This is a genomic window from Flavihumibacter solisilvae (assembly GCF_000814475.1).
Classification (GTDB): Bacteria; Bacteroidota; Bacteroidia; order Chitinophagales; family Chitinophagaceae; genus Flavihumibacter; species Flavihumibacter solisilvae.
In genome coordinates, this window is record NZ_JSVC01000002.1 from 71,114 (window position 1) to 93,946 (window position 22,833).

Consider the following 22,833-nt stretch of genomic DNA (forward strand, 5'->3'; position numbering starts at 1 on the left):
TCTCAGAATTTCATCGTTACTCCGGCTGCGAGTCCGATGCTGTAAGGGAATGTTTCTACAATATTGTTATTGGTGATCGGCGAAACTGCAAACCGGAACATTGGTGCCGCATAAATCCTGCAACTTTTGCCGATCTCATATGAAACTGTTCCGCTAGCCATCACGGACCAATAAAATTTGCTGGTACCCCGGAGACTTTCACTAAATTCTTTTTCACGATTGTTGTTGTCTGACATTTCTGTTTTGAGCACCGCTTTCGTCATTAGGCTCACTGCGATTCCGGCTGAAGGCGTAAACTTCAGTTTATGCTTTCCCAGCTCATACTGAAGTAACACCGGCAGATTTATGCTGTGTAAATTCAGCTTCGCCTCTGTTGTAGTCATGCTGTCTCCAATTGAAGGAGCGGGCGAACCCTTGCTGGCTATGTTCGCATAGCCTGCCGAAGTATTATACCTGTACACGATTGATCCATCAGGCGCCTGCGAAGCGAACAGGACTTGCGGATCAATATGGATGGATGTCAGGGAGTAGAACAATCCGCTTTGTAATCCAAGCCGCTGGTGGAACCGCCATGTGGCCAGTATGCCTGTGGATAAAGACGGTTCATTCCGTTCACGTTCAAGTATGTTCTTCTTGTCCTGCTGTTGCAGCGGTGGAAGATCACTGTCGACCTGGTAACCTGCATGGTCAATCGAAGCAAATAATGTGACCTCCCAATATGGCCTGAAGACGGGAGACAGCCTTCGGGATGTTATTTCAATGCTGATGGGCTTTGCAAGTGTAGCGGACAGGTTGCCGGGTTGCATTGATGCCGGGTTAACAACCGGAGTTCCCGGTGTGACTGAAAATATAAAAGGCGTTGTTTCATGAAGGGGGAAATGCTCGGTTTCCGGCAATTTGGTTTTAGCTGCGTTATAGTTTTCCGTGCTGGTATTTTTGATTTGCCTGACGGGAAAGCGATAGCTGTCGCTGGATGACGGTAACATATTCTTGCTGGCAGTTGACAATTCCGGCGGGCCTGGGTTTACAGGTTCAACAAGCGGGCTTCGCAATACAAGTGACGGAAGTAACAGCGCAAAGAGTAAAAGATATTTTTTCCCTGGCAGGAATTGCCGCGTCTGTTCCGGTTGTATTTCGTCAAGGCGGCTTGAGATTTTTTTCCAGACATGGACGGAAGGCACTCCTTCGAGTGTCTGGTAGGCATGGCGGAATATTACATCTGTTTTATGTATTCTTCTCCTCATACTCCATACGGTCTTGGGTTACACAATCAAGTTCCTCTGACAATAAAAGCTTTTGCAGGAATGCCCTCGCGGCAAACAGGTTCGACTTCGAAGTTCCTTCCGATATTCCCAGAATACTGGCTATTTCACGATGTTTCAGGCCCTCGAGCACATGAAGGTTGAAAACCATCTGGTAGGAAGGAGGAAGAGATTGAACGATCTTAAGCAATTCTTTTTCCTCGAGTATGGCATAAACGTGGCTGTACCTGTCGGGACAGATTACTTCAACTGCTTCCACCGGTGTGGTTAAAGGAGGATGTTTGCTTTTGAAACGAAGTAATGCGGCATTTACCATGATCTTCCGGATCCAGTTTTCCAGCGGACCATCATGCCGGAATTTCCCGATATATGTAAAGACACGCAGGAACCCATCCTGCAGGATCTCTTCAGCTTCCTCCCGGTTCCTTGAATACCACAGGCATACTCCCATCATCTTTCGGGCATACATTTCGTACAACTTCGCCTGTGATGACCTGTCGCCGGAACAACATCCCTTTAATATGGTTGGAAGGTTGTCTGACAAATCTTTGGCTTTTACCTTAAAGGATATACCAAAATGAAACTTTGGTTGGGTAGAAGGGCAGTTTTTACAGAACCAGCTCCATCTGGATATTGCAGCGTTCGTAGGGAGAGGGATGGCCGGTTACTTTTTTGAAACCAAGTTTGTGATACAGGTTAATTGCAGGGGTAAGCCGGGTGTTGCTTTCCAGGTAGAGCTTGTCAGCCTGCAGCTCCTTTCCCTTGGCTATGCACGCCTGTCCCAGAAGTAAGCCGATGTTTTTGCCCTGGGCTTCCGGTGCCACAGCCATTTTAGCCAGTTCATAAATATTGTCGTCCATTTTGAGCAAGGCGCAGGTGCCGACAGGCTTTCCATTGTACAATGCCATAAAAATATAGCCACCCTTATCAGTGATATTTTCCTTCGGATGATCCAAAACCTTGTAATCGCTTTCTTCCATTTGGAAATAAGCTTTGATCCAACGCTCATTCAGTTCCCGGAAGGCGGCCTGGTAATTATCGTTAAAGGGAACGATACTAACCCCCGCCGACTCACGGTTCTTCCGTTCATCTTTCACTCTTTCCAGCAGGTTTTTTTGTTCCAGGACATATTCCCATTCCTCTATTGCCTTCCAGAGATTGTGTGACGTTTCCCCCAGCGTTCGTTCAATGGCTGAGTTGACATCGAGGTACTGCAGCTGGATCTTCTCCCTGATTTCAAGTCCTGCCGGCGATAATATAACCACCGTCTTTCGTGCATCTTCTTCCTTGGGCCGTTCATTAAGCAATCCTTCCCGCATCATTTCCTGAACGATCTTGCTTACCGATGGATGACTGTGGCCTATCTCCCGGGCGATTTCCATAATGCCTTTGGCTTTGCCATCAGAAAGGGCAAAAAACACCGGGAACCATTTGGGGCGAAGGTCGACCCCGTATAAACGATACACCTCTGCTGCCTGGTCGGTTATGGCATCACTGAGTCGGCGCAGCCTGCTGCCAATAGCCATTTTCCCGGTCCTGTTATAGAATTCCATGATAAGTATTTGAATACGTAATTGGTTACGTAAATATACTGAATTCATGGGTAAGGGGCATAATAAATGTATTTTTTCAAAAATATTAGGGACCTTCGCGCGTTTAAAATCCAACACAGAAATATGGCTATTCGGTCACGTGAGAAGGAAAAGCTGGAGTTGCTGTTAGCTCGGGTAGAACAACTTGATAGGGGCCTTGCAGCTGATATCAGGTCATTTTGTTGTGAGGAATTGAATAAGGCTTCAGCAAGTCAACGCGAAACGGAAGAAAACCTGCGACAGGTGCTCTCAGGTGATTCCGACAATTTTTACATGGTTGACCGCGGTTATCAGGTTACACTCATCAATGAAGCCGCGCAAAGAAATCTCCTACGGGCCTGGGGCCACAGGGTCGGTGTTGGTACCAATATACTTGATGTCATTCCCCACGATACAACGGAGCCAATCCGTTCGAGTTTTGCCCGCGTATTCCTGGGAGAGCAGGTAGATTATGATCTTAGCATAAATAAACACGGACTCCCTGAATGGGTGCGTGTCAGTTACTCCCCGGTAAAGGATGAAGACGGTTTCGTTAAAAGTGTTTATGTCGCAACGAGAAATATCAGCGAACGAAAGAGAGCGGAACAGGAAAAAAAGGAAGTGGAAGCCAGGTTCAAAACGCTTGTTGATAAATGTCTCGTTGGTGTATATATGATCCAGAATGACAGGTTCGTATATATAAACCCGTCATTCGCTGAAATATTTGGTTTTTCACAGGAAGAACTTATCAGGAAAATGCCGGTAATGGACCTTGTATTGGAGGAAGATCGTCCATTTGTCGAATCCAATCTCCGAAGCCGGCTTGACTACGACATTGAAAGTCTTCGTTACGAATTTCGCGGCATCAAAAAGGACGGATCTGTGATCTGGGTGGAAGCTTTTGGAAGCAGAACCCGGCTTAAAGGCGGAATTGCCGTGATTGGCACATTGATAGATATTACTGAAAGGAGAAAATCCAATGAATCTGTACGTGAAAGTGAGGCCAAATACCGGATCCTGGTCGAAAATGCACCTGAGGCCCTCGTTGTATATGATCTGGTAGAAAGAAGGATGGTCAACGTAAGTGAAAGTGCCTGCCGGCTGTTCAGGATGTCGCAGGAAGAATTGTTGACCAAGGGCCCCGAGGAACTCAGTCCTGTTTACCAACCGGACGGAAGGCGCTCAGATGTTGCAGCTATGGAAAAGCTGCAGGAGGCTTTGGTAGGAGCGAAACCTTCATTTGAATGGATGCATAAGGATTCAGAAGGCAAGTTGATTCCCTGTGAAGTCCGGTTGGTTCGCCTGCCGTCTGAAAACAGGCAACTAGTCCGGGGCAGCTTAGTCGATATCACCGAACGGAAACGCATTGAAAAGGAAAAAGAGAAGGCACGTTATGAACTGAAAGAGCGGATAAAGGAGCTGACAACACTTTACAAATCGGGGCAGCTGGTGCAATCCGAAGATCTTTCCATTAATGAAGTACTTCAGCAGATAGTTTCAATTTTGCCTGGCGGCTGGCGATATTCTGATATCGCAGCTGCACGGATTGTGGTGGGCGATAAAGAATATCGTACCGCAAACTATGTAGACGGTCCGCACAAACAGCTTTCCGGGTTCATAACTTCTGACAACATACCGGGTTTTGTGGAAATTGTTTACCTCGAAGAGAGACCTGATGAAATTGAAGGTCCATTTGTTACCGAGGAGCGGAAAATGATCAATATGCATTCCGAAATGATCCGGATTTTCCTCAACCGGCGGAATGCAGAAAATGCATTACATGAGTCGCAGGCGAACCTGAATGCCATTTTCCACACAACTGATACCGTATATGCGCTCGCAGACAAAGACCTTCGGTTGGTTTCATACAATGATGCGGCAGTAAAATTTGCACGGGAGGAACTCGGACTGCAGGCAAAGCTTGGTTCTTCGCTATCGGATTATTTTCCGGCATCGAGACATGCCGAATTGATTCGCAGGATCAACGAAGTTCTGAGTGGCAGGGCTGTGAATTACGAAGCCAAGTATGTGCAACCTGACGGAAGCCTGCACTGGTACGATGTAAAGATTTTTCCGACGAACGATAAGGAAGAAAATGTTTCGGGCTTTTTGCTTGCCATGACGAACCTGACAGAAAAGAAGGCGCTTGAGCAGCGGATGCTTGCCCAGCGGATCAGGGAGCAACGCAAGATCACCCGGGCAATGATAGAGGCAGAAGAAAAGGAAAGGAACAAGATTGGACAGGAGTTACATGACAATGTGAACCAGATTTTGGCAAGTACTAATCTTTATCTTGCCATTGCCCGGGATCATGTAGAAGAAAGGCTCGAATTCGTAGAGAAGTCGATTGAACTGCTGAATTCCGCGATCCAGGAAATAAGACTGCTCAGTCACCAGCACGTAACTCCATTGAAGCGGATCAACCTGAAAGATATTATCCAGTCGCTCGCAAATGAACTGGCACGCAATGCCGGGCTGGATATTTCCGTGCAGTATAATGTACCTCTACAATTCAGGATTGACAATGATCTCAAGCTGAATATCTACCGGATTTTACAGGAGCTGTTAAATAATATACTGAAACATTCCCGTGCCACGGAGGTGAACATTTATATTGAGGTTTGCGAAAATTACCTTCGAATGGCCGTGACCGATAACGGTGTGGGCTTTGACGTCCGCAAAAAGAAGAAGGGCATAGGTATTGCCAATATCATTAACCGGGTAGAATCCTATAACGGCGAAATTCAGTTGCAGAGTGAGCCGGATAAAGGATGCCGGATAGACATCACTGTGCCGCTTACCTGACAGTTCATACAAGGGGTTTATCAATTCATTCATAAGGCATTTTCTTTTTGCTCAGTGGTGAAGCAATTTTATGGCCTGATCAAAAATCATCAGCCATTAAACCTTTGATATGAAAAAGATATTGTTCACGGCGGCATTGCTGCTGGCTTGTGCGTTCCTGTTCTCCTTCCGTTATTCAGCTGGTTTTTCGGACGATCTCTGGAAGCAGCTGGGTATCTCACAGAAAGAAGGAACTGATAAGATTAGAAACAGTTTCCTGTATGGTTATCTCGAGCATTACGGCGTTCGCAACCTGAAACAGATCGCTGCGGGTAACCGGGCTACCCTGGCCGCCGAGTTGCTTAAATATTCAAAGGAATACGTAAACAGTCCGGCATTCCGCAAGGAATATGACTTACAAAGAACTGCTTCACGCCCTGTTGAACCGGAAAAATTCACCCGTACAAAGGAAGATATCCGCAACGAGAAAGTAGAGGAAATGAAAAAAAGCATCAGCGGTGCGGAAGAGACTATTAAGAAAATGCCGGAAATGGAAAAATCACTTCGGCCGACCGTAGACCTCCTGCATAAGACGCTTAAGGATTACCAGGATCCAAACAGTAAAATGATCGAAAACATGTACCAATATGAGGTCTATTCGTACAACGACAGGGTGGAGCGTTACAAGCAGGATCTGAAAAAATGGGAAGAAGAAAACCCGGCAGATCATAAGATCAGGATTCGTAAATACCTGTCGAAATACCTTGAACTGGCAGCGACAGTAGATTTCGATGCTGCGCTAACGGAAAAAGGCGGTAAAAAATATTTCGTGAATTCAGCTTATGAAGGAAAGGCGAATGATTGGAAACAGGTTTTCCGTGCAGGTAAGGAGGTATATTCCGTAACCAGGCCATTTGCAGAACAGTGGCTCCGCGAGCTGCAATGAGAAAAATAGCTGGTCTGGCGGGCATTTGAAGTAAGTATAGGTATATTAGAGCTGAAAAAGTAAACGCCCTGCCCCTTGTTCCGATTTATCTGTCTAATATTTCTGGCTGTATTTGGTTATTCAGGCTTGTTGGCTCAGCCACACCAGCAGTTTCTTTTCACACACCTGGGTGTAAGTGACGGGTTGAGTTCTGACAATGTCATGGCTGTACAGCAGGATGGCAGCGGTTATATCTGGATCGCTACTTCCAGCGGCCTCCAGCGATATGATGGCCATCGGTTCCTTACTATCCGTCATGAAGCTGGTAACCCTACATCCATTCCTGATGGTGCGATCTATAACATCGCCTTTGACTGGAAAAATCGTCTGTGGCTGCTCCTGGGGGGCACACGGATAGGCTGGCTCGACACCCGGGATCTCACTTTTCATGAGGTTCCGGTAAAGTATCCCAGGGAGATCCTCAATAAATCAGGCGCAGGTATTTATCTCGACCGGGACGGAAAGCTTATGCTGGCAGCTGTGGGTAACGCCGTATTTACCTACAATGAAGAACATCGCGAATTTGCAGAAAAGCATAACCGTTTCACCCTTCCCAAAGGATGGAAACCTATACATATCTGGCAGGATATTAAACGTAACTACTGGATTGGCTGTGACTCCGGATTAGTAAAATACAATACACATGCAGGCTTGATGAGCTACAGGGGGCATAATGCGGATAAGGACAGGATCATAGAAACTCTTGGAAATGCACAGACCGTGGTATTCACTTATACCGACAGGTCAGGGCGTTTCTGGATGACCAGCTGGCCCAATTCCGGAATGAAGATCTGGAGTTTGGATACTTTAACCGGGTACAAAAAAGAATGGCAAAACATCCTTGGCCGTTCGATCAATAATAAATATTACGAACTGCGTGCAATATCCGAATTGAGTGACAGTTCCATTATGTTCTCCGGGCACAACCTGTTTGCGAGGATGAAAAAGGATGGCTCGGATTTACAGGTTGTTGCAAACAATCTTCCCGGAGAATACAGCATACGGTATGATGTTGTTAACCAGTTGTTCCAGGATGGAGAAAATAATGTGTGGATCAGTACAAATAAGGGTCTGTTCCGCTTCAATCCATTTGCGCAGTTGTTCCGGGCGGTTCAGAACAGGCGGCCTTCAAGGGACAGCGTTTTTGAGCCTGACGTTACCGGGATAATGCAGACTTCGGATGGTAAAATACTGGTAAGTACATGGGGAAGCGGAATGTTTTCCTACGACAGTACATTCAAAGCCATTGAGTCGAAGGTCGTACAGCAGGGACTCAATGAAAGAGAGGGAATGACCTGGTGCATGGTGCAATTGTCCAATGGAAACATCCTGAGAGGTAACCAGGAAGGTACTTTATTCGCTTATGATGCCTCCACCGGGAAGACGCGCAAAATCAAGGATTCCATCTTTGAAAGCAGTACTATTCGCCAGGTGGTGGATGATGGAAAAGGTTATCTATGGTTCGGAACCCAGCGGGGGTTCGTGGTTAAATGGAATCCGTCAACAGGGTCAGGAACTGTGTTACATCGCCTGCAATCAACCGTCAACAGGCTTTACCGGGACAGCTCAGGAGTGATCTGGGTGTGTACAACAACCAGCGGTTTATTACGACTCGATCCATCATCGGGAAAGATCATTGCACATTACAAAATGGAAGGGATGCCGGGGACAGTGTTGCGTGGCATCAATGCTACCGACATTATCCAGTATAATGACAGCATTTTCGTAATTGCTGCCAACGGGTTGAACCTTTTGAACATCCGTACAGGAAAGTTCAGGTATTTTTCTGCAGAAAACGGGCTGGAGACTAATGACATCACAAACCTGGTCAAAGACAAGGATGGTTATATCTGGATGTCGACCGGGATTGGAATTGTGAGTTTTCATCCCGTCAAAAGCAAGCTTAGTCTTTACAATTCTGCGGATGGAGTGCATACCAACGCTTTTCACGTAGGTTCATCTCGCCAGCTGTCCGATGGTCGGATCGCATTCGGGACGGCGCATGACATCCTCCTGTTCAATCCCTATTCCGTCACCATTTCAGAGTATGTGCCTCCCAGGGTTTTCATAAGTGAAATGTCGCTGATGAGCAATCCACTCAAGCTGGATTCAGTGATGAAACTGAAAAGAGTGGAACTGCAACATGACGAGACCTCAATGGTGATTGATCTTTCAACACTCACCTACCAGAATGAGTATCCCATTTACTATATGATGGAAGGTCTCGAAAAGACCTGGGTCAAAGCAGGTAACCAGTCACAGGCAATTTATAATTACCTGCCGCCAGGTGATTATACTTTTAAAACCGGCTGCAACAATCCGGACGGCAGCATAGGGCAGATTACGCGGCTGAATATTACTGTTAAAGCGCCATTCTGGAATACAAGGTGGTTTTACTCCCTCATCGGCCTTGCAATAGCAGCGGGACTTTTCTGGCTCGATCGTCAGCGACAACAGCGTATGCGATCTGAACACCAGATGCGCACAGCTATTGCTGGCAATTTGCATGAGGATGTCAATACCACGCTCCAGGACATCAGTATGCTGAGTGAGATTGCGGGAATGAAGGCGCATACCCAGCCGGAGAAATCCAAAGAATATATTTACGAGATTCAGCGAAAGAGCCGCAATATGGTAATAGCCATGAACGACGTGCTTTGGAGCATTGACCCCGTAAATGATAACATGCCCCGCACAGTTGAACGGATTCATGAAGTGGCGCAGGCAATGAGAAGCCGGTACGACGTTGAGGTTGAGGTTGATGCAGATGAGACCATACACCGGCTCAACCTTTCAATGAAGATCAGGCTGGAATTCATAATTATATATAAACTTGCAATCCTTGCGCTTGTCGAAGTACTTCGTGCTCCGAAAACCCGGGTCAATCTTTACTATTTAAAAGGCAAGTTGTACCTGTTCATCCAGGCGTCAGGCGTGGAGCTGGAAAGGTCCAATGGGTCTACGTTTAAATACCTCGCCGAAATGAAGACCCGTGCAAATTCTATTCATGCAACACTTAATATTCAATCAGGTAAAAGCGGGACCGAAATAAAACTGGGAGTACGGGTTTGAAGCGGATCAATTAATGGTAAATTAGACACATGGCGTTAAAGAAGTACAGCAAAAGGGAGCCCATTGCTTTTATATGGATCATGGTCCCTTATGTACCCGTAATTAATTCTATAATTTTCGGGAACTGCATTTTTACCACCTGGCAACGTTTCCTTTTGCAATTTTCACTTTCTGCCCTGTATCTTTTTTTCGCCTATTATCTTTTCCGCACTGTCTCATACCTGATCAGGAAGCGATTTCCGGATAACAGTGATTTATTTCGCCGGATCGGCCTTATGCTGCCGATCTTTTATCTCATGAATGTGCTTATGGTCACCGGCATGTATTCATACTTTAATACACTTGCCGTGAACGTTTGCGAGCCGCGTACCAGTATGTTCTGGTGGGCAGTTCTTTTTGGTTGCATTACAAGCACTATTCTCACTTTTATTAATGAAGCTGTAGCCAACTGGCACAGCTGGAAAATTTCCGTTACTGAAACCGAACAATTGAAAAATGTTTACCAGAAAACAAAACTTCTCGGCCTGAAGGGGCAGGTAAATCCCCATTTTCTTTTTAACTGCTTTAATTCACTGTCAAGCCTGATCAGCGAAGACGAGACCGAAGCAGAGAAATTTCTCAACGAAATGACAAAGGTGCACCGGTATATGCTCCGTGGCGACGATGAATTACTGGTCACACTTGAAGAAGAGCTGAAGTTCGTTACATCTTACCTGTATCTTATCCGGGCAAGGTTTGGAAATGCGATCTATGCAAGCATTGAAGTGCGTGCCGAAGATAAACATATGCTGTTGCCTCCGCTTAGCCTGCAGGCGATACTTGAAAATACGATCTATACGAACAGCACAAGTGCTGCTGACCCCCTGAAAATTCGCATTGGCAGCGGCGGTAGCCATACCCTTGTAATAGAAAATTCTGTGCATAGGAAAATAAGACGTGACAATATTGATTATGAGGAAGGACTGGATAACCTTATCGACAAGTATAAGCTACTGAATGAGCCAAAAATCATGATTGAAGAATCGGATGCCGAAAGGAAGATCATTATCCCCCTGATAGAGTCTAAGGAAACCTTTGTATGAAATTTTATAAACCACCTAAACATCAATTGTACAGTTTCCTGATGTCGATGCCCATCATCGATTTTGTGATGCATTACATCATGTTTGGGGACCGGGTATATTATGAAAGCCAGCTTTGGTTCTTTTCTTTTCCCCTACTTTTTTTAATGGGAATGGGGTCATGGTATATGCATTACCAGTACGATCACCTGATTTGGCAAAAATTTCCTTTGTTAAGCCAGACCTTTAAACGGGTAATGCTGAAGATACCGGTATATGTCATCGTAATGACTCCTTCTGTACTGATCATATTATTCGTATATCATGCCTTTGGTCTTTTCGGATTCCGTTTAACAACTGACAGTGTAAAATGGGCGCTTGTCGTGGGTTTTTGCGTCAACCTTATATTTAGTACACTTTTTGAAGGCATATATATCATTGGTAAATACAAGGAAAGTCTTTCCGAAAAGGAAGTACTGGAACAGATGCGGATTGTGCAGGAGTTTGACAATTTGAAGAGCCAGGTAAATCCACATTTTCTTTTTAATTGCTTCAATACCCTTTCGAGCCTGATTTCGGAAGACAAGAAACAGGCAGAGGTTTTTTTGAATGAATTAAGTAAAGTATACCGATACCTTCTTCGCAGTAATGAACACGGTATCACAACCCTGGATTCCGAACTTAAATTTATTGAAAGCTACTGCCAGTTGCTGAAGACGCGCCATGGTGATGGGCTGCAGGTTACCATGGAAATCGATAAAAAATATTCTTCCTATATACTTCCCTCCCTTGCTCTTCAACTGGTTGTGGAGAACGCCGTAAAACACAACGTGGTAAGCCGACAGCAACCGCTGACCATTGAGATCTTCACAACTTCAGCCAAACAGCTTGTCATCAATAACAACCTTCAACGGAAAATGCAGAAGGAAAAATCAACCAGGATAGGTCTCAATAATATCAGGGCCAAATACCGGTTGCTCAAACAGGACGGTTTCCAGGTGATCGAAGGAGAAAAAAATTTCATGGTTGTAATGCCACTTGTCTGGAATCAGTCAGCAACAGGGTGACCATCATTTCAACGCTTGCATCAGCGAATCCACACAGTCGTTTCTTCAGTCCATGCCTTAACATATTGCCGTCGGCGATTTTGCATGTTAAATTGTCTTTGCTACCTAAGAATGTTTAAACCTTATCTATTATGCAAAAGTTAGTGTTTGTAATGCTGGCAATCGTTACAGTTGCAGCAATACTGGTACCTGCCTGCAGGCAGGGTGTGGCAAAAGAAGGTAAAAGCGAAGAAGCAATAACTTCAAACATTGACCTCGTACAGCGAGGCGGGTACCTGGTAAACGCGATGCTCTGTGATGATTGCCATTCTCCAAAGTCCATGGGACCAAATGGCCCCGAAATCATCCAGGAAAGAAGATTGTCTGGTTATACCTCAGGCAATAAGCTTCCGGATTTCGACAGCACAGAAGTTAAGAAGGGCTGGGTGATATTCAGTCCCGACTTTACGGGAATAGTTGGTCCCTGGGGCGCATCCTTTGCCGCAAATATTACAAGCGATCCAACCGGCATCGGCAGCTGGAATTATGAACAGTTTAAAAAAGCATTCATGGGTGGAAAATTGAAAGGCCTTAACGGCACACGCGATCTTCTTCCGCCAATGCCTTGGCAGAATTTCAGTAAGCTGGATGACCAGGACGTTCAGGCCATCTATGCATTCCTGAAATCGACCAGGCCGGTCAGGAATGTTGTGCCAACTCCCAAAAAATTCAGTGAATTATATTAGTTGCGCGCATCAGAATAAAATTCCGAATTGAAACCCGATAGTAATGGTAGCCGGGTGATCATTCCCAAAACGAAAAGGAACAGGTATCGCGACAAACCAGTTGCTTTGCCTGTTCTTTTTCACAATTTTGTTTAGAACTGGTGTGAACCCATACCTTCCTGAGGTCTCAAATGCGGCACGTCCCGCAAAGGTGAAGCCATTTCCCAGTGCAACCAGCACACCGGGGTGAAAAAGGAAATTGCTCATTTTACTGGTCCCCTTTTCTGCCCGTACAAAGGGTACGAATTCAGCGGAGAAGCCTATCTTCCCGTTCTTCCAGATATTAATGCCAGTGGGGAGCCCACCCACGTAGTATCCATCAAAATTATAAACAGGCGCTCCTTTTGAATAGCTGACAATTGGGTGAAGGATGCCAACATATCCCATTACTTTCGGATATACACTTTGGTTAGTTTGTGCAAAAGCGCTGTAGGGGATACCCGCAACTGTAATTACCAAAAACAGATTGATCATTCGTTTCATCCCGCAATTTTATCCAGGCACACCCTAAAGGAATAGAATGATACTTACTCATTTGGACTTTTATTACTTTTCAGCAGTTTTTTACGATAGGCAGAAGGGCTTTGTCCGTTAAGTTTTTTGAAGATCCTTGTAAAATGACTCTGGTCGGAGAATCCTGACAGGTAAGCGATTTCTGTAAGGGAATAGTCAGGATTGCGCATTAGTTCAACAGACCTGTCGATTCGTTGTTTTCTGACATATTCTCCAAATGAAAGATTCTGGAAGTGACGCGAAAACTCCCTGGACAAATAGGAAGGATTTATGTCGAGGCTTTTGGAAAGTTCTTTCAGGGTAATGCCAGTATCAATCTGGTCCTGGATCATCTCCCTCAATGCGATTGCCCACGCAGGTTTCAGGTTCGTTAAAACATTCAGCAGTGTATTTTCAAAAGGTTGCTGTGTATGTTGCACATGCTGTAGGTTTTTTGCCCAGCTGTACAGTGCGTCATAGATCGTCATGCCTTTTGCGAGAAGTTCGTGATCGTCCTGGAAGTTATAGGCAAGTCCGGCAGATATTGCCCATAATCCGGGTGCCTGGAGCGAAAGTTCATGGTGGTCTGTATCAGCAGCACGGACTATAACTGCCAGGGTATCCAATGCCGGATCTTTAAGGCGGTACTTTTTGATCAAAGCATCGAAAGTACATTGGTCGCCCTTATGCGTAAGCTCGACACCAGGTATGTCGAAGGGAATTGCCTGGTTAGCCTTCGCTTCTTCGAGTACCCGGTCAAAGGGCACATACATGAACTCAGCGTCCCTGTCAATAAAATTGACAATTAGCCATGGGCATGCGATACGGTCGATTTTCGGTTTCTCTCTGGTAATCCATTTCATGACTAAATCTAAGATGAGCATTCCGGAATTTGTAAAGCAGGGCATTATTTCTACAATTTTCCGGATTTCAGTCTAAAATGCCGCGTTGCCTTTCTGGCATAGTTTTGTGGTTAATTTTATACTCAGAATTACTGAACTCCTTCTGGTGTTACTGCGGAATTGACGGATTAGTAGTGGATTTCATTTTAAGTGTCCATAATGAAAGTTAATACGAACACCGTTTACGACATCCTTTTACGTATGAGGCAATACTTCAACGGCGATAACCCAATGAAGAATTATGCATACGAAGAACCTCTCCGGTCCGAGTTATTGAGTACAGACCAGATGGAGGAGCGCGGGCGCATAGTAGCCACTGCCCACCGTCTCGCTGAAGGACGAGCACCTGATCAATTGCTCAAAAGACTTGCGGAGAATGAAAAGGTCCTTCTAATCGTGCGCAATCTCCTTGTCGAAGCAGTAAAAGCCAACCGGATCATCACCCCTGCAGGAGAATGGCTGCTTGATAATTTCTATTTGCTCGAAGAACAGATAGTTATCGGCAAAAAACACCTGCCAAAAGGATATAGCCAGAGTCTGCCAAGACTCGCGAATGGTCCATCTGAAGGTCTTCCCCGCGTTTATGACATTGCTTTAGAGATCATCAGTCACAGTGATGGCCGGGTTGACCTCAGGACCCTCAGTTCGTTTGTAGCCGCATACCAGACAGTGACTAAACTGACATTAGGTGAACTTTGGGCTATACCGATTATGTTGCGACTTGCGCTGCTGGAGAATCTCCGGAGGGTTGCTTCAAGGATTGCATTGGATAAAATTGACCAGAATCTTGCAGATTTCTGGGCGGAAGAAATGATAGCTGCTGCAGAGAAAAACCCCAAGAACCTCATCCTGGAAATAGCTGACATGGCGAGGTCAAACCCGCCAATGGAAAGTCCGTTTGTTGCAGAATTCACAAGAAGGTTACAGGGGAAAGGGCCGGCACTTGCATTACCCCTGCAATGGCTTGAACAGGAGCTTGCGGAAACCGGCCAATCGGCAGGGGATCTCGTAAACTTTGAGAACCAGAAACAGGCCGCCAACCAGGTTTCGATGAGCAACAGCATCGGTAGCCTGCGTTTTCTGAGTTCCACGAACTGGCAGGAATTTGTCGAAACGATCAGCCTGGTTGACCAGGCTTTACGGCAGGATATCGGTGGCGTGTACTCGCAGATGGATTTTGCCACACGTGACCGGTATCGTCACGTTGTGGAGAGAATTGCGAAGCACAGCGAACTTTCGGAATACGAAGTTGCCCGGATTGCAATTGACCTTGCAGCACAGAGCAATGGACACCCTGAGGTTCATTCGAGAAAGAGTCATGTAGGTTATTATTTAGTTGACAAAGGATTGGCGGAAACGGAGGCGAAAGCGAAGATGAAGCGGGGAATTTTTGGCCACACGAAAGTTTTACTTAAACGGATTCCCGTTGGCGCTTATATTACCTCAATAGTTTTGTTAACGCTGATAATTTCGGGTGCGTTGCTTGAAATGGCATGGCGGGATTCGATTCCGTACTGGCAGCTTGCCATTTTTGGTTTTTTCCTTATCACTGCGAACAGTCAGTTTGCGGTATTGGTGGTTAATTGGGTCATCACCCTCCTGGCCCAACCGAAATTGCTGCCCAGGATGGACTACTCAAAGGGAATCCCACCTGAAACCCGCACACTTATTGTGATTCCGACAATCATTTCAGACGACGAAAGTGTAGATCATCTTATCGAGGGGCTGGAAGTGAGATACCTGGCGAATCCGGATGAGAACCTGCATTTCGCTCTGCTGACAGATTTCAGTGATGCGGAAGAAGAATCCCTTCCTGGCGATGATGACCTGGTTGCTTATGCCTGCAGCAGGATAAGTGAACTGAATAAAAAATATTTTCGGCGGCGCAGCGAAATCTTTTACCTGTTCCACCGGCCAAGAAAATGGAATCCGCGTGAAGGCTGCTGGATGGGATATGAACGCAAGCGGGGTAAACTTGGCGACCTTAATGCACTCCTTCGCGGTGCCGAACGCACGGCATTTTCTGCGATCGTTGGCGATTATAGCTTTCTTACCAATGTGCGTTATGTAATTACGCTCGACACCGACACCCAGCTGCCGCGGGAAACAGCATGGAAACTTACTGCCACGATGGCCCACCCGTTAAATCATCCAGTTTACGTAAGAAACAAGCAACGTATAGTGGACGGTTACGGCATTTTACAACCGCGTGTTGCTGTCAGTCTTCCAAAGGCCAACAGTTCCTGGTATGCCAGGTTGCATGCGAATGATTCGGGACTGGATCCTTATACCCGGGTAACCTCGGATGTATACCAGGATCTGTTCAGGGAAGGCTCTTTTATAGGCAAAGGGATTTATGACGTCGATGCTTTTGAACAGGTATTAAAAGCAAGGTTTCCAGAGAATCGTATCCTGAGCCATGACCTGCTCGAAGGAAATTATGTCAGATCGGGATTACTGAGCGATGTCCAGTTGTATGAAGAATACCCGTCAGGTTACCTCACCGATGTTAATCGGCGCCATCGTTGGATCCGGGGCGATTGGCAGATCGCAACCTGGATCCTGCCACTTGTACCCGGCACCAGCAAACGACTTATGAGAAACAGGCTTTCTGGCCTGTCACGCTGGAAAATTTCTGATAATATCCGCAGGAGCCTGGTACCCTTAGCTTTTACCGCGCTGTTTATTTTGTCATGGGCCTGGTTATCGTATTCCTGGCTATGGACTATCATTATTATAAGTCTCATCTTTCTCCCGGTGTTACTGCTGATCATCTGGGATGTGTTGCATAAGCCCGAGGACATAAGTTTCAAAGCTCATATCCGTGAATGCATACAGTCGGGTACAGGTAATATCTCACTGGCACTGTTTACGCTTTCAACCCTTCCCTTTGAAGCCTGGTACAACCTGGATGCAATATTCAGGACCCTATGGCGCATGTGTATAACGAACAAGCGTTTGCTCCAATGGACGCCCTCTTCAGACCATTCATCGCAGCCCACAAATTCACTGGCAGCAATGTATCTCATTATGTGGAGCGGACCTGCGATCGCATTTCTTACATTTATTTTTTTCAGTTACTTCTCGCCCACAGTAGTAGCAGTAGCCGCACCTCTGCTGATCCTTTGGGGTATTTCACCGGGAATTGCATGGGGGGTGAGCCTGCCTGTGGTGCCGCAGGTTCCTGACCTGAATGATAAGCAAAAAAGTTTCCTGCGACGCCTGTCACGCAAGACCTGGGCTTTTTTTGAACGATTTGTCGGCGAAGAAGACAACTGGTTACCTCCCGATAACTACCAGGAACATCCCGTGGAGATAGTCGCTCACAGGACCTCACCTACCAATATGGGTATCTCTGTCCTGGCAAACCTTGCAGCTTATGACTTCGGGTATATCCCGATGAGCCAGCTGCTTGACAGAACGTCAAAATCATTTGGTACAATGAACCGGATGGAAAAGTACAAGGGACACTTTTTCAACTGGTACGACACAATCAGTCTTAATCCCCTGCCCCCGAAGTACATTTCGTCAGTTGACAGTGGTAACCTTTGCGGACATATACTGACCCTACGCCAGGGACTTCTCGAAATTCCCGGGAGGTCGGTCGTGCATCCGAGGTTATTCGAGGGTATTCGCGATACATTTGACATCTTAGCCGAACACTCGGGGAAAAGTGAGATTGCAGGGCTACGTAAATTCCGGGACGAATTTGATAAAGCAGTTCTTGTACAACCAGGAACACTTCGGTCCGTAAAGCTTTCCCTGTATAATCTGCTGACCTGCACTGAAGCACTTGCTGATTCACCAGGTCATGGAGACGAAGAATATGTATGGTGGCTAAACAGCCTGCTGCAGCATATAGAAAATGCTATTGACGACCTTCTTACTATTGCTCCGTGGCTCGTTCTTTCCGAAGCGCCGGTTGAATTCGAAACTCTTAAAGAACTCGACCTTCCCCGTACACTTTCACAGGTTGCTGAACTTGAGGATGAATGGATTCCCAGGATCCAGTCATACAACTCCATCGAGAATACTGTGGCGGAAAAGGAATGGCTGCTTGCAGCGACGAACTATATTAAAAAGGCTTCGTCAGTTGCCCGCGACCGACTGGCGCTGGTTGATACACTTACCCGCAATTGTGAAACGATGGCAGACGTGGAATACAATTTCCTTTATGATAAGTCTCGGCATCTTCTTCGGATCGGGTATAATGTTGATGACCACCGGGCTGATGGCAGCTATTATGATCTGCTTGCATCTGAATCACGTTTATGCACATTTGTAGCTATAGCACAGGGAAAACTTCCACAGGAAAGCTGGTTTGCCCTGAACAGGCTTCTCACGAATACGAGCGGTGATCCCGTACTCTTGTCGTGGAGTGGTTCCATGTTCGAATATCTTATGCCCCTGCTGGTCATGCCGACATATGAAAATACACTGCTGGATCAGACTCACCGTGCAACTGTAGAAAGGCAGATAGAGTATGGAGGTCAGCGCAATATTCCCTGGGGTATGTCTGAGTCAGGTTATAACATGTTTGATGTAAACCTTAATTACCAATACCGGGCATTCGGGGTGCCTGGACTTGGATTAAAGCGCGGGCTCGGCGATGACCTGGTGATTGCCCCTTATGCAACTATGATGGCGCTCATGGTAGATCCGGAAGAAGCACAGCGTAACCTGCAGGTGCTTACAGATCATAAGTTCCAGGGTCGTTATGGTTTTTTTGAAGCGATCGATTACACGACCAGCAGGCTGCCCCGAGGTCAATCCCACGCAATCGTCCGCTCCTTCATGGTCCACCACCAGGGTATGGGCTTCCTTTCGCTAGCCTACCTGTTGCTTGACAAGCCAATGCAAAAGAGATTTGAGGCAGAACCCCAGTTCCAGGCAACTCTGTTATTGTTGCAGGAACGGATTCCACGCGCCTCTATCTTCTATGCCCATACTTCTGATATCGGTGAAACTCATATCGACATAGGATACCCTGAAATGCGTGTTATCAGTACGCCGGACACACCTATACCCGAGGTGCAGCTGATGTCGAACAGCAAATACCAGGTGATGATCACAAATTCCGGCGGAGGCTACAGCAGGTGGAAGGAGATTGCAGTTACCCGTTGGCGGGAGGACACAACCTGCGACAACTGGGGAGTTTTCTGTTATATTAAAAACATTGAAACAGGTAATTATTGGTCGAATACATATCAGCCAACGCATCGCCAGGCAAAGAACTTCCAGGCAGTATTCTCACAGGGACATGCAGAATTCAAACGTCATGATGAGGGGTTTGAAACGCGGACGGAGGTAGTAGTTTCACCGGAAGACGATATTGAAATGAGACGGGTACGCATTACCAACCGGAACCAGGCAAGAAAGATCCTTGAAATTACCAGTTATACCGAAGTGGTTTTGGCGAGTCCTGCTGCCGATGCAGCCCATCCAGCGTTCAGTAATCTGTTTGTTCAGACTGAAATCGTGCCGAACCAGCCGGTGATCATGTGCACTAGACGACCTAGATCAAAGACAGAGCAGCCACCGTGGATGTTTCACCTGATGACGGTGCAGGATGCAGAAGTACAGGAAGTTTCCTATGAAACAGACCGGATGCAGTTTATTGGAAGAGGCAATACGACCAACAATCCAAGGGTAATAAAAGATTCTGTTGCACTTTCGGGGTCAGACGGACCTGTACTTGACCCGATCGTCTCCATACGATACAGATTGTTATTAAAGCCCGGACAGTCAGCAGTAGTGGATATGGTTATAGGTATAGGAGATTCAAGGGAGGTCTGCACGGGATTGATGGCAAAATACCAGGACAGGAACCTGAAGAATCGTGCATTTGAAATGTCCTGGACCCATAGCCAGGTGATATTGCGACAGATCAATGCTACCGAAGCTGATGCACAATTGTATAACCGCATTGCCAGTTCCATCATCTTTGCAAATCCCATTTTACGTGCGGATACCGCAGTTATAAAATCAAACTTCAGGGGGCAATCCGGTCTCTGGAGTTATTCCATTTCCGGCGACATACCCATTGTGTTGTTGCATGTCCATGATTCCGAGAATATATCCATGGTAAAGCAGCTGGTACAGGCGCATGCTTACTGGAAATTAAAAGGGCTTGCTGTTGACCTGGTTATCTGGAATGAAGATTATGGTACTTACCGCCAGGCACTTCAGGAGCAAATTCTTGGTCTTATTACTGCTTCGGGTGGAAATTTCATTGCCGATAAGCCAGGCGGGATCTTCGTCCGTTCTGCTGAACAGATCTCGCATGAAGACCGCATCCTTTTTAAAACAGTGGCACGGGTCATTATTGATGATTCAAAAGGACCATTGACTGAGCAAATGGTTAAACGTCCCTCATCCAAAGCAATACCGGCTCAGCTTGTAGCGTCATCTGATACCAGGCATGTAAATAGCGCATTTCTTAAAGTACCTGATGACTTGCTGTTTCGTAACGGGCTGGGTGGATTTTCACCCGATGGCAGGGAATATGTTATTGTAACTTCTGTTCACCAGTATACTCCGGCGCCATGGGTGAATGTAATGGCAAATGAAAAATTCGGCACAGTTATTTCCGAGCGCGGTTCCGCCTATACGTGGGGGATAAACGCACATGAATACCGGCTCACTCCCTGGAATAATGACCCCGTCGGCGATACTTCTGGTGAAGCATTTTATTTACGTGATGAGGAAAGCGGCCATTTCTGGTCACCACTTCCCTGGCCGGCCCCTGGAAATACAACATATATCGCCAGGCATGGATTCGGTTACAGCACTTTTGAACATATTGAAAACAATATCAGGAGCGAAATGCAGGTATTTGTTGATGGCAAGGAAAGTATCAAGTATTTTTTCCTCAAGGTCCGCAACCTCGGTACAGGTACGAGAAGATTATCGCTCACAGGTTATATGGAATGGGTGTTAGGTGAACTCAGGCATAAATCTGTTATGCATGTAGTTACAGAAGCAGACCAGGAGACCGGGGCGTTGTTTGCGACAAACCGCTACAATACGGTATTTGCAGAAAGGGTTACTTTTTTTGTAGCCGATGATCCATCGCGCAATTTTACCTGCGACAGGTCTGAGTTTATTGGCAGAAACAGTACGTTAAGGAATCCGGAAGCAATGCGAAGAACAAAACTCTCCGGCAAGACCGGTGCGGCTATTGATCCCTGTGGGGCCATACAAATAAACCTGGAGTTGCTTGCAGGACAAGAGAAAGAGATTGTGTTTCGCCTGGGAACTGCTGATAACATGCACAGTGCCGTGCACCTTGTAAAGTCATTTGCCGGTGTTGAAAAGGCTGCCCATGCATTGCAGATGATTAAGGATTTCTGGGATGCTACCCTTGATTCATTACAGGTGCAGACGCCTGACCCTTCCACGAACGTCCTTGCCAACGGATGGCTGACTTACCAGACGCTGGCTTGCAGGATCTGGGCAAGAAGCGGTTACTACCAGTCGGGCGGTGCGTTCGGATTCCGCGACCAGTTGCAGGACGTTCTTTCATTACTTCATTCGCGTCCACAGTTAGTCAGGTCGCAATTGCTGCTGCATGCGTCGAGGCAATTTCCCCAGGGTGATGTTCAGCACTGGTGGCACCCACCGGAAGGCAGGGGAGTAAGAACGCGTTGTTCTGATGACTACCTCTGGTTGCCATATGTGCTGTGCCGCTACCTGAATACTACCGGAGATAAATCAATATTATCGGAACGAATTGGATTTATTGAGGGCAGGTTGCTTAATCATGACGAAGAATCATATTACGACATGCCACATCATTCTCCCCTGCTCGAAACTTTATATGAGCACTGCAAGCTATCTATCCGCAATGGCCTCAGATTTGGTGAACACGGCATTCCCCTGATCGGATCAGGAGACTGGAACGATGGTATGGATCATGTGGGCAGGGAAGGAAAGGGCGAGAGTGTGTGGCTTGGTTTCTTTTTATATTATACACTGCAGGAGTTTGAAAAGGTCGCTGTATTGAATGAGGATAAGGATTTTGCAGCTGAATGCTCGAAAGAAGCGGAAAAGCTGCGGGAGAATATTGAAGCAAATGCGTGGGATGGGGAATGGTACCGGCGAGCTTACTTCGATGATGGCACTCCGCTCGGCACAAAACAAAATGAAGAGTGCCGGATCGATTCCATCTCACAGAGCTGGTCTGTTATCAGCCGGGCCGGTGATCCGGAAAGAAGCAGGATGGCCATGGAATCAGTAAGTAAATATCTCGTACGGAAAGAAACAGGCATAATCCAGTTGCTGGAACCGCCTTTCGATAAATCCCCATTGAACCCTGGTTATATAAAAGGTTATGTTCCCGGGGTTCGGGAAAACGGTGGCCAATACACACATGCCGCCATTTGGACACTTATGGCCAATGCGTTGCTTAAAAACAACGAAAGGGTTTGGGAGCTTTTCAGCATGGTAAACCCGATCAATCATGGAAATTCACCGGAGACAATGCGGAAATATAAGGTGGAACCATATGTGATTGCGGCCGACATTTATGCCCGTGACCCACATAGTGGCAGGGGAGGATGGACATGGTATACCGGCTCGGCAGGATGGATGTACCAATTCATTATCGAATACCTGCTGGGTATTACTAAAGATGCAGACCGGCTTTCCGTTCAACCTTGTATTCCATCGGCATGGGAATCATTTAAAGTAAAATATCGATTTGGGGCAGCGACATACAACATTACTTACATCAACAACCGAAATCCAGATCATAATTATATAGTGAGGTTGAATGGTGAAAAACAGGATGAACCAATTATTCCTCTGGTTGACACTGAAACCGTTCATGAGGTAGTCATCGAATAAGACTACCTTTACTCAGTATTGATGGT

General features: G+C 46.4%; 12 protein-coding genes. 7 read left to right on the top strand and 5 right to left on the bottom strand.

Annotated elements, in window-relative coordinates; translation table 11 throughout:
- Positions 1–2: 2 nt before the first annotated feature.
- The 3 genes from OI18_RS02240 to OI18_RS02250 form a co-directional block, all read right to left on the bottom strand.
- Positions 3–1,244 carry an outer membrane beta-barrel protein gene (locus OI18_RS02240; RefSeq protein WP_039136776.1) on the bottom strand — a complete coding sequence of 414 codons (1,242 nt, stop codon included), beginning with the start codon at positions 1,242–1,244 and terminating at the stop codon, positions 3–5.
- Positions 1,225–1,806 (bottom strand): RNA polymerase sigma factor, encoded by a 582-nt coding sequence (locus OI18_RS02245; RefSeq protein WP_072038935.1) that lies wholly within the window; start codon positions 1,804–1,806, stop codon positions 1,225–1,227. The genes OI18_RS02240 and OI18_RS02245 overlap by 20 nt, the downstream gene beginning before the upstream one ends.
- 64 nt (positions 1,807–1,870) lie before the next feature.
- Complete coding sequence (locus tag OI18_RS02250; protein WP_039136780.1) at positions 1,871–2,815, bottom strand: bifunctional helix-turn-helix transcriptional regulator/GNAT family N-acetyltransferase; 945 nt, start codon at positions 2,813–2,815, stop codon at positions 1,871–1,873.
- A 123-nt stretch (positions 2,816–2,938) separates the two neighbouring features.
- Here OI18_RS02250 and OI18_RS02255 point away from each other — a divergent pair, with 123 nt between their 5' ends.
- The 6 genes from OI18_RS02255 (at position 2,939) to OI18_RS02280 (ending at position 12,527) form a co-directional block, all read left to right on the top strand.
- Positions 2,939–5,638, top strand: coding sequence for a PAS domain S-box protein (locus tag OI18_RS02255; RefSeq protein WP_160290182.1), 2,700 nt, complete (start codon positions 2,939–2,941; stop codon positions 5,636–5,638).
- Positions 5,639–5,747: 109 nt separating this feature from the next.
- The gene (locus OI18_RS02260; protein WP_039136782.1) at positions 5,748–6,563 is read left to right on the top strand and encodes a hypothetical protein; all 816 of its coding nucleotides are present in this window, start codon (positions 5,748–5,750) and stop codon (positions 6,561–6,563) included.
- Positions 6,564–6,692: 129 nt separating this feature from the next.
- Positions 6,693–9,674, top strand: a complete 2,982-nt coding sequence (locus OI18_RS02265) for a ligand-binding sensor domain-containing protein (RefSeq protein WP_039136783.1) — start codon at positions 6,693–6,695, stop codon at positions 9,672–9,674.
- A 29-nt stretch (positions 9,675–9,703) separates the two neighbouring features.
- Complete coding sequence (locus tag OI18_RS23550) at positions 9,704–10,756, top strand: sensor histidine kinase (protein ID WP_052272792.1); 1,053 nt, start codon at positions 9,704–9,706, stop codon at positions 10,754–10,756.
- The gene (locus OI18_RS02275) at positions 10,753–11,802 is read left to right on the top strand and encodes a sensor histidine kinase (protein ID WP_039136785.1); all 1,050 of its coding nucleotides are present in this window, start codon (positions 10,753–10,755) and stop codon (positions 11,800–11,802) included. Before OI18_RS23550 ends, OI18_RS02275 begins: the two co-directional genes overlap by 4 nt.
- 131 nt (positions 11,803–11,933) lie before the next feature.
- Positions 11,934–12,527, top strand: a complete 594-nt coding sequence (locus OI18_RS02280) for a c-type cytochrome (RefSeq protein WP_039136788.1) — start codon at positions 11,934–11,936, stop codon at positions 12,525–12,527.
- Positions 12,528–12,536: 9 nt separating this feature from the next.
- Here OI18_RS02280 and OI18_RS02285 read toward each other — a convergent pair whose 3' ends face one another.
- Together OI18_RS02285 and OI18_RS02290 are read right to left on the bottom strand one after the other, a co-directional pair.
- Positions 12,537–13,040 (bottom strand): hypothetical protein, encoded by a 504-nt coding sequence (locus OI18_RS02285; protein WP_039136790.1) that lies wholly within the window; start codon positions 13,038–13,040, stop codon positions 12,537–12,539.
- A 53-nt stretch (positions 13,041–13,093) separates the two neighbouring features.
- Positions 13,094–13,921, bottom strand: a complete 828-nt coding sequence (locus OI18_RS02290; RefSeq protein ID WP_039137055.1) for a chromate resistance protein ChrB domain-containing protein — start codon at positions 13,919–13,921, stop codon at positions 13,094–13,096.
- A gap of 198 nt (positions 13,922–14,119) precedes the next feature.
- On the opposite strand from OI18_RS02290, the gene OI18_RS02295 reads away from it, so the two are divergent.
- Positions 14,120–22,807 (top strand): glycoside hydrolase family 94 protein, encoded by an 8,688-nt coding sequence (locus OI18_RS02295; RefSeq protein WP_039136792.1) that lies wholly within the window; start codon positions 14,120–14,122, stop codon positions 22,805–22,807.
- Positions 22,808–22,833 lie beyond the last annotated feature (26 nt).